The organism is Amphritea sp., from assembly GCF_050300915.1.
Classification (GTDB): Bacteria; Pseudomonadota; Gammaproteobacteria; order Pseudomonadales; family Balneatricaceae; genus Amphritea.
On the sequence record NZ_JBNKYN010000123.1, the window covers coordinates 1 to 8,167 of the forward strand.

Here is an 8,167-nt window from a genome sequence, read left to right on the forward strand (position 1 = left end):
TTGACCCGGTCGAGCACGTTTTCGCTATTCTGTATCACCTGATCGATCAGCGTGTTCATCTGTTCATACTGGGCACGAATATAGGCGGCTTCAGCACCACTTTTATAGAGGGTTAAGGTCAGTTCGTAATGTTGCTGCCAGCTGTTATCCGACAGGAGTTCAATGCCGGTCTGAAAATACTCCTGGGCGGCCTCAAAGGCAGCCGAATCCAGCGCCTGAATACCCGACTGGCAGTTGAGTGATGCCAGCTCGGTCAGCTCCGTGGTGGACTCGATCAGATTACGGGCACTGTTCAGATGGTTGGTTATCTCAAATACCGGCCCGCTGTTTTGATCAGGAAAACGCTGTTGTAACAGCCGGCCGATCTGCAGGTGCAGCTGCTGTCGTTGATTTTCAGGGATCAGGGAGTAGGCAGCCTGCTGAATCCGGTCATGGACAAAGCGGTACCGGTGACGTTCGAAGCGCAGTCCTGAGCGGCTTGAGTAGTTAATATCCAGTGGGATAAGCAACCCTTCACGCATGGCATCCATCAGGTTTCCAGTGGTGCTGTGAGGGCTTTGTTCTAAGACAACGGCGAGGGTGTTGAGATCAAAAGGACTGCCGATACAGGCTGCCATCTGCAGCGCTTTCTGACTTGCATGGGACAGTTTCTGTATCTTGCTGACCATCAGATCAATGACGTTATCGCTCATCTCCCGCGACTGGATTTTTTGTTCATCCCATTGCCAGCGGTTATTTTGAAAGCGGATCAGTCCCTCATCATGCAGTGAGTAAAGAAACTGAATGAGGAAAAATGGGTTGCCCTGGGTCTTCTCCAGACAGATCTGTGCCAGCTCGGAGCAGTGTTGCGGTTCGGTTCTCAGGGTATCTGCAATCAGTCTGATAATCTGAGATTTGTTCAGCGGTTCAAGGAGAATCTCGCTGATATTACAGCTGCCCTGTTTTATCTTATTGATCGCCAGTGTCATCGGGTGAGTCGGGCTCACTTCCTGATCCCGGTAGCTGCCGACAATCAGCAGGTTTGACATATCACCCTTTTCACACAATGAGGTGATCAGGTTGAATGACGCCAGATCTCCCCAGTGCAGGTCATCGAGAAACAGTAGTAACGGAGTTTCTGCGGTTGCAAATACGCTGAGTAGTGATTTCACTAATCGGGAAAAACGGTTCTGCTCTTCGAGAATAGAAAAGCGGGGGGTACTTTTTTGTGGGCCAATGATCAGCTCCAGCTCAGGCACCAGGCGTATCAGGGCGTGGGCATTCTGCCCCAGGGCGTTGAGAATCTGATCCCGGTAGCCGGTAATCTCCTGCTCGTTTTCGGTTAGCAGCTGCCTGATCAGCCCCTGCAGGGCGATAAAAATACCGGAGTAGGGGCGGGTTCGACGGAACTGATCAAACTTGCCACTGATAAACCGCCCGTTCTGCTCATGGATATAGTGGCGCAGCTCGTGCACCAGGCTCGACTTACCCACGCCCGCGTAACCGGTAATCAGAATCAACTCCTGCCGCCGCAGATTCGCCTGGTCGAAACTGTTACGCAGTTTCTGAATGGTTGCTGCCCGCCCATAGAGGCGTTGGGGGATAGAGAAGTGTTCAGAGATATCTTTACGGGCCAGGCTGAACAGCGGGATACTCTGTTGCTGCGTCCAAAGCGCCAGACAGCGTTTCAGATCCTCAGTGATTCCGAAGCTGGACTGATATCGCTCTGAGGCATCTTTCGCCATCAGTTTCAGGACGATCCGGCTGAGCATCTCCGGCAGTTCGGGTTTCACTTTGTGCGGTGCCTGGGGGTGTTTGGCGATATGGCTGTGGATCAGTTGCAGACGATCTTTACCGCTAAAGGGCGGACGTCCACACAGTATTTCATAGAGGGTGACACCCAGGCTGTAAAAATCACTGCGAAAATCGATATGCCGGTTGATCCGCCCGGTTTGCTCCGGTGCCATGTAACGCAGGTCATCAACGGAGAGCTGTTGCGAGTTCCAGCTGGCCTGTTCGCGGGTCAGGCGGGTGGCAATGGCGAAATCGATCAGTTGCACCTCGCCGGTTTCGGCTAACCAGAGAATATTATCCGGAGACAGCTTTTTATGTATCACCCGCTCGCTGTGCAGCCGTCCCAGCAGCTCGCAAAGCGCGATTGCCATTGGTAGTACCTGCTCCCAGGAATACTGCTTTTTTTGCATCATCTGTCTCAGGGAGATGCCTCCCCGGTCAGGGAATATCAGCGTGGTCTGGTGGTTGACGCTGGTCAGAACTGACGGTGCTATAACCCCTTTAATATCCAGGCTGCTGAGCAGTTCATACTCATGTTCAAAGCGACTGATATCTTCGGGAGTGGTTGAATTTTTGTTGAGCTGTTTGATGATGACTGGCTGCAGGTCATTATCCCTGAGGGCGCGACTGACCGTGCAGTGTTTACCCCGGTGGATAATGGTCTGGATCTGAAAGCCGGGAACATGGGACATAGATCAGTCAATCTCCCCGGCGAACATATATCCCGCGCCATGGGCGGTGAGGATAAAGTGGGGATCAAGCGGGTTGTCGTTAAGTTTTCGTCGCAGGCGTCCGATCAGCACATCGACAGAGCGGTCATTGGGGGTCCATTCGCGATCATGAATCGCATCCATCAGCTGGTCTCTGCTGAGCACCTGACCCCGGCGACTGATGAGTGCATTGAGTAGTTTGAACTCGCCCTCTGGCAGGCGTTCTGAGACAGTTTCCGGGCTTTCCAGTAAGCGCTTGCTGCAATCCAGCGTCCAGCCCTCAAACTGAATCAGGTGTTTATCCCTGGTTTCCGCTTTGCCCGGCTGATCGGTGACCCGCCAGATCAGATTCTTGGCCCGCACCAGCAGTTCGCGGGGGGTAAAGGGCTTGGTAACATAGTCATCCGCGCCCAGCTCCAGCCCGACGATACGATCAATCTCATCGCCTTTGCTGGTCACCAGTATGATGCCGACTTTTGAGTGGGCTCTGAGTTCGCGCGTCAGCGTCAGTCCATCTTTGCCGGGCAGATTGATATCCAGCAGCACCAGATCGATTCTCTCATCCAGTACCCGCTGTACCAGGCTTTCGCCATGGTCGGTTTCACTCACCCGATAACCTTCGTTTTCAAAATAACTGACCAGTAGAGAGCGGGAAGCAAAATCATCTTCTACGATTAGGATGTGCGTCTGTTCAGCGGGAGAGGTCATGGTCTACTACTATTATTATGTTTGGTTGATCGTCAGCCTTGAGTCTAGCAAGCTATAGCGATTCGGAACAGATATCTGCAATAAGTTGTGTTGTATCATTTTTCAGATAAAAATCTTTTTCTGACAATAAGTTAGATCCGATCAAAGATTCAACGTTACATTTTGTTACATTAGCTAACAACTTAGCACAAATTCACGGAAATTCATTTACACCGGGCGGTTAGGTTAGTCGGAGTTGGGAGACCGGCGAACTAAAAAAAATCGATGAGGGCCTGCATCTGTTCCGGTTTATCGCAACAGATGCTGCACAGAAAATTCTTACAGGAGTGATTGGCCTTGAACAATAATAAATCCAAGCATGCACTACTCAGTGTGAGTGCACTGGCACTGATGGGGACTATGCTGACCCCGGCGGCGTCCTGGGCGATGGATGGTGAGAAGGTGATTCAGGAAAAATGTCTGAGCTGCCATACGCGCACCGGAAACCCCGAAACGCCATTTTCAAGAATCAGTCAGCAGCGTAAAACGCCTGAAGGCTGGCAGATGACGCTGCAGCGAATGCAGCATCGGAACGGTTTGGTGCTCTCCTCTGAAGAGACTCAGGCAGTGATCCGTTACCTGTCTGACACCCAGGGGCTGGCGCCATCTGAAGCCGCGCCGTTCCGCTATGTGCTGGAACAGCAGCCAAACGTTGTGGAAGACATTGATCCGGCCTACAAAGAGATGTGCGCCCGCTGTCACTCCAACGCCCGCTTTGGCTTACAGCGCCGTACTGAGGGTGAGTGGAAGGAGCTGGTGAATACTCACATGGCGATCCATCCCACTACCGAGCTGCACGCACTGGCACGGGATCGTCGCTGGTACGATATCGCCCTGAATGAAACAGCCCCTAAACTGGCGATGGATTATGCGTTTAATGATGCCGCCTGGAAGCAGTGGCAGAAAGTCGCTAAACCTAAGCTGGAAGGTAGCTGGTCTGTTGCGGGTTATATGCCAGCTAAGGGTGATTACAGCGCTATCCTGAAGGTAGTGAAAACCTCAGACAATAAGTATTCCGTTAATCTGGATGGCCATTATGCCGATGGTTCTTTACTGAGTGGTAATGGTGCCGCGCAGGTCTTTTCCGGTTATGAGTGGCGTGCTGCTCTGACGGTTGATGGTGTCAGCATGCGTCAGGTTCTGGCGGCGTCTGCAGATGGCACCGCTCTGACCGGCCGTATGTATCAGAGTGCCCACGATGAGATCGGCGGTGAACTGAAAGCGGTCAATGGTAATGCCATCGTTGGTTTGTCACCCTCTGCTCTGAAACAGGGTGAAACCTCTCAGGTCACCATTTTTGGCGGCTACCTGAAAGGCAACGTTAATCTGGGGCCTGGTGTCAAAGTCGTAAAAGTCCTGTCCCGTGATGCGGACCGGGTTGTGGTAGAGGCCAAAGCATCTGCTTCAGCCACTGTCGGAATGCGTGATGTCGCGGTGGGCGCAACCAAAGCCAAAGCGCAACTGGCGGTCTATGACAAGGTTGCAACCGTGCAGGTATCACCACCTCAGTCGCTGGCACGTATCGGTGGCAACGGCGGTAAGATTCCAAAAGTGCAATCAACCTACCGTGCCCTGGCGTTTAGTGCTGGTAAAGATGGCCAACCAGGCACTGACGATGATCTGCGTCTGGGGTATATGCCTGCGACCTGGTCACTGAAACCACAGAATGAAGTGGCTGCAGAGGATCGGGATGTTGAGTTTGCCGGCACCATCGACAGCAACGGCGTCTTTACACCGGGTGATACTGGCCCGAACCCACAGCGCAAGATGTCTACCAATAACGTTGGCATGCTGAAAGTGGTGGCTTCCGTTAAAGATGGCGATGACACCATTGAGGGTGAGTCAGACCTGCTGGTGGCTGTGCCGAGCTATATCAAACGCGCCATTCAGTAACCCTGATAACAACCGCCAACATCTGTTGTAGCGAATAACAAGAAGAGAGACTGACAATGGGATCTTTAACTCTGGTAAAACCTAACCTGCATCTGGTTGATGTAGCGGAACGCAGGATGTTGTTCCATGTGCCGACCAGTAGCCTGTTTGAGCTGGATACGCTGGGCCGGGAACTGATCGAACTGTTTTCATCTGAAACGGAAGTGTCTGCGCTGCAGATTCGTGACCGCTTTGATGGCCGGTTCAGTGCCGGTGATGTGGTGGATACTCTGGAAGAGTTAAAGACGCTGAAGATCATTGCTGAAGCGGGCACCTGGGCGCAGATCAATAATGAGCCCAAGCCGGTGAAGCAGTTTCCGCTGACCACCATCGTACTGAACACCAATACCGGTTGTAACCTCAGCTGCACGTACTGCTACAAAGAGGATCTGACCACCCCGTCAAAGGGTGACAAGATGAGCTTTGACACCGCGGTGCAGTCAGTTGAGATGATGCTGAAAGAGTCTCCGGACCAGCGTCAGTACAACGTGGTGTTCTTCGGTGGCGAGCCACTCACCAATATGCCGCTGATCCGTAATGTGGTGGCCTACTGTGAAGAGCGTTTCGCGACTCTGGAAGCGGAGGTGAGTTTCACCATGACCACCAACGCCACCATGCTTAACGAAGAACTGGTGGACTGGTTTAACGAGCACCGTTTTGGCCTGACGATCTCGATGGATGGTCCCAAGGCGATGCACGATAAAAACCGGATTACCGTCGGTGGGCAGGGCACTTACGATGTGGTGAAGCAGAAGGCGCAGATGTTGCTTTCGCGCTATACCGCACGGCCGATCGGTTGCCGGGTCACCCTGACCCGGGGCATCACCGATGTGGAAGCGATCTTCGACCATCTGTATCACGATCTTGGCTTTTCCGAAGTCGGATTCGGCCCGGTTACCTCCGGTGATATTACCTCGTTTAACCTTACTGCCGAAGAGATGGTTGAGGTGTTTGCGGGGATGAAGCGTCTGGGACGAAAGTATCTCGCGGCAGCACTGGAAGGTAAAAACCTGGGGTTCGGCAATATGCATATGCTGATGACCGATATCCATGAAGGCAACAAGAAACAGCTGCCCTGTGGTGCCGGTGTTGGCTTGCTGGCGGTGGATACCAAAGGCGGCATCAACCTGTGTCATCGCTTTACCGGGTCGGATCAGCCGTTGTTCGGCGATGTCAGTGAGGGGCTGGATAAGCCTGCCCTGGCTGAGTTTATCGAAACCCGTCTGGATCGCAGCGATACCGGTTGCGAAACCTGCCGTATCCGCAATATCTGTTCCGGCGGTTGTTATCACGAAAGTTACGCAAAATACGGTGATGCGACCGTACCCTCCTACCATTATTGCGACCTGTTACGTGACTGGGTCGATTTCGGAGTCGAGGCGTACACCCGCATCATGATAGAGAATCCGGGCTTTTTCGAAGCCCACGTCTCTCCTAGAAGGAGTGCTTAAATGAAACATCTTAAGTCGTTTAACAAAAAAGCGAAAATGCTTGATCAGACTACCTCCCCTGATCAGGTGGAAGAAGTTGTCGCGATGCAGACTGTCGTCGGTTGTACCTCTACGAATGATCCGGGCTGGGAAGTCGATCCCTTTGGTGGTCTGGGTTCTCTGTGCCAGCCGATGGAATCTGACCTCTATGGCTGCGCAGATGCCTGCTGGTGGCCTGCCCAGGTGCCAGACACCCTGAGTAATTATCCTGAGTGGTCTCAGGATGCACCCAAGGCAAATGAAGACTGGCGCAAGCTGGATGGCATTTTCCCTGAAGAGCAGAAGTAACGGAGGCGCAGATGAAATTTACCCATAAGATAAAAGCGGCAGCGCTGATTGGAGCTGTGAGTACGGTTGCGCTGTTGTCCGGTTGCTCAATGAACCCTTCAGCCTCGCTCAACGGTATGAAAGGCGATGGCCATGAGTATCTGTTGACGGTGACCCGTCCGAATCAGCTGCATGTGATTGATACGGAAACCAATAAGATTGTCCGCAGCTGCGATGTCCCCGGGATTTTCGGTCAGGGTACCGTTGAACCCTCGCCGGATGGACGTATTGCTTACGTCGGCACCAATAAATGGGAAGACGTTGCCGGGTTCGATATTACCAACTGTGAGATGGTCTTCTTTGCTAAACAGTCGGATAACAATGTCACGGTAAAAAGCTTTGTTTCTCTGGCGGTCAGCCGGGATGGCAAGGAGCTGTATACCATACAGAACCCAACCCGTAAACTGACTGACCGGTATGAAGTGATGCAGCCTCAGCTGGCTGTTTTCGATACCAGTGCCGGACTTGATGCCAAGCCGATCAGAACCTTTCCGGTAGACCGGCAGATTACTAAAATCATGGCGATGGATACTGGCGAAGTTATCCTCGGTGGTAATGATCTGCAGGCGATCAATCCCCAAACGGGTGAGATTCGTATGCTGAGTAAGCTGCAACACTGGGACAGACCTGCTGATAAGTGGGTGCAGCCTGATGCGTTCGCCATGCACACTCTGGGCGAGCATGTTGACGAATTTATCATGCCGTACTTCACCATCAAGTGGAATGGCGATCCGGGTGACATGGAGAAGGCTGAGTTCTGGTGGGGCATGAGCCGGGTTGATCTGAAAACCGGTGAAGTTGAGCAGACTGAAATCTTTCCTTTTGAGTTCATAATCTTCAACTTCATCACCGATCCGGAAGATAGTAATATCGTCTACGGCGCGTTTAATACTCTGTCTAAGCATGATATTCGTGAGAAGAAGACGCTGGCTGTGCATAACATGGAACATACCTATTACGACCTGAACATGACCCATGACCGCACCATCTATGTGGGCGGTACCTCCAGTGATATCTCGATCCATGATCCGGATACCCTGGAAAAGATTGGTTCCATTCAGTTACCGGGTGATATGTCCACTTCAGGCATGCGCATCGCTTATCTGAAGTAGGCCGGGACTAACACTTCGATGTCCAGAATGTTAATCTGGTGAGTAAAGGCTGTCCTGTGACAGCCTTTTTTGTATC

6 protein-coding genes are annotated in these 8,167 nt (G+C 52.3%); 4 read left to right on the forward strand and 2 right to left on the reverse strand.

Annotated elements, in window-relative coordinates:
- Window positions 1-2,465: ATP-binding protein (locus ACQY8X_RS20195; protein ID WP_428036930.1), on the reverse strand; the 2,465-nt coding region annotated here is incomplete at its 3' end.
- Window positions 2,466-2,468: 3 nt separating this feature from the next.
- On the reverse strand, window positions 2,469-3,191 hold the full coding sequence (locus tag ACQY8X_RS20200; RefSeq protein ID WP_428036931.1) for a response regulator: 723 nt from the start codon (window positions 3,189-3,191) through the stop codon (window positions 2,469-2,471).
- A 336-nt stretch (window positions 3,192-3,527) separates the two neighbouring features.
- On the opposite strand from ACQY8X_RS20200, the gene peaA reads away from it, so the two are divergent.
- Genes peaA through peaD form a run of 4 tightly spaced genes read left to right on the forward strand, consistent with a single transcriptional unit; the run spans window position 3,528 to window position 8,091 of the window.
- Window positions 3,528-5,123 carry a quinohemoprotein amine dehydrogenase subunit alpha gene (peaA, locus tag ACQY8X_RS20205; RefSeq protein WP_428036932.1) on the forward strand — a complete coding sequence of 532 codons (1,596 nt, stop codon included), beginning with the start codon at window positions 3,528-3,530 and terminating at the stop codon, window positions 5,121-5,123.
- 56 nt (window positions 5,124-5,179) lie between these two features.
- Window positions 5,180-6,613, forward strand: coding sequence for a quinohemoprotein amine dehydrogenase maturation protein (gene peaB, locus ACQY8X_RS20210; RefSeq protein ID WP_428036933.1), 1,434 nt, complete (start codon window positions 5,180-5,182; stop codon window positions 6,611-6,613).
- A complete protein-coding gene (qhpC, locus tag ACQY8X_RS20215) occupies window positions 6,614-6,940 on the forward strand; it encodes a quinohemoprotein amine dehydrogenase subunit gamma (protein WP_428036934.1) in 327 nt (108 codons plus the stop codon).
- A gap of 11 nt (window positions 6,941-6,951) precedes the next feature.
- A complete protein-coding gene (peaD, locus tag ACQY8X_RS20220; RefSeq protein WP_428036935.1) occupies window positions 6,952-8,091 on the forward strand; it encodes a quinohemoprotein amine dehydrogenase subunit beta in 1,140 nt (379 codons plus the stop codon).
- The last annotated feature ends 76 nt before the right edge of the window (window positions 8,092-8,167 follow it).

Coding starts and splice junctions, on each gene's coding strand:
- ACQY8X_RS20200 (WP_428036931.1), bottom strand. CDS start 3,191: ATGACCTCTCCCGCTGAACAGACGCACATCCTAATCGTAGAAGATGAT.
- peaB (WP_428036933.1), top strand. CDS start 5,180: ATGGGATCTTTAACTCTGGTAAAACCTAACCTGCATCTGGTTGATGTA.
- qhpC (WP_428036934.1), top strand. CDS start 6,614: ATGAAACATCTTAAGTCGTTTAACAAAAAAGCGAAAATGCTTGATCAG.
- peaD (WP_428036935.1), top strand. CDS start 6,952: ATGAAATTTACCCATAAGATAAAAGCGGCAGCGCTGATTGGAGCTGTG.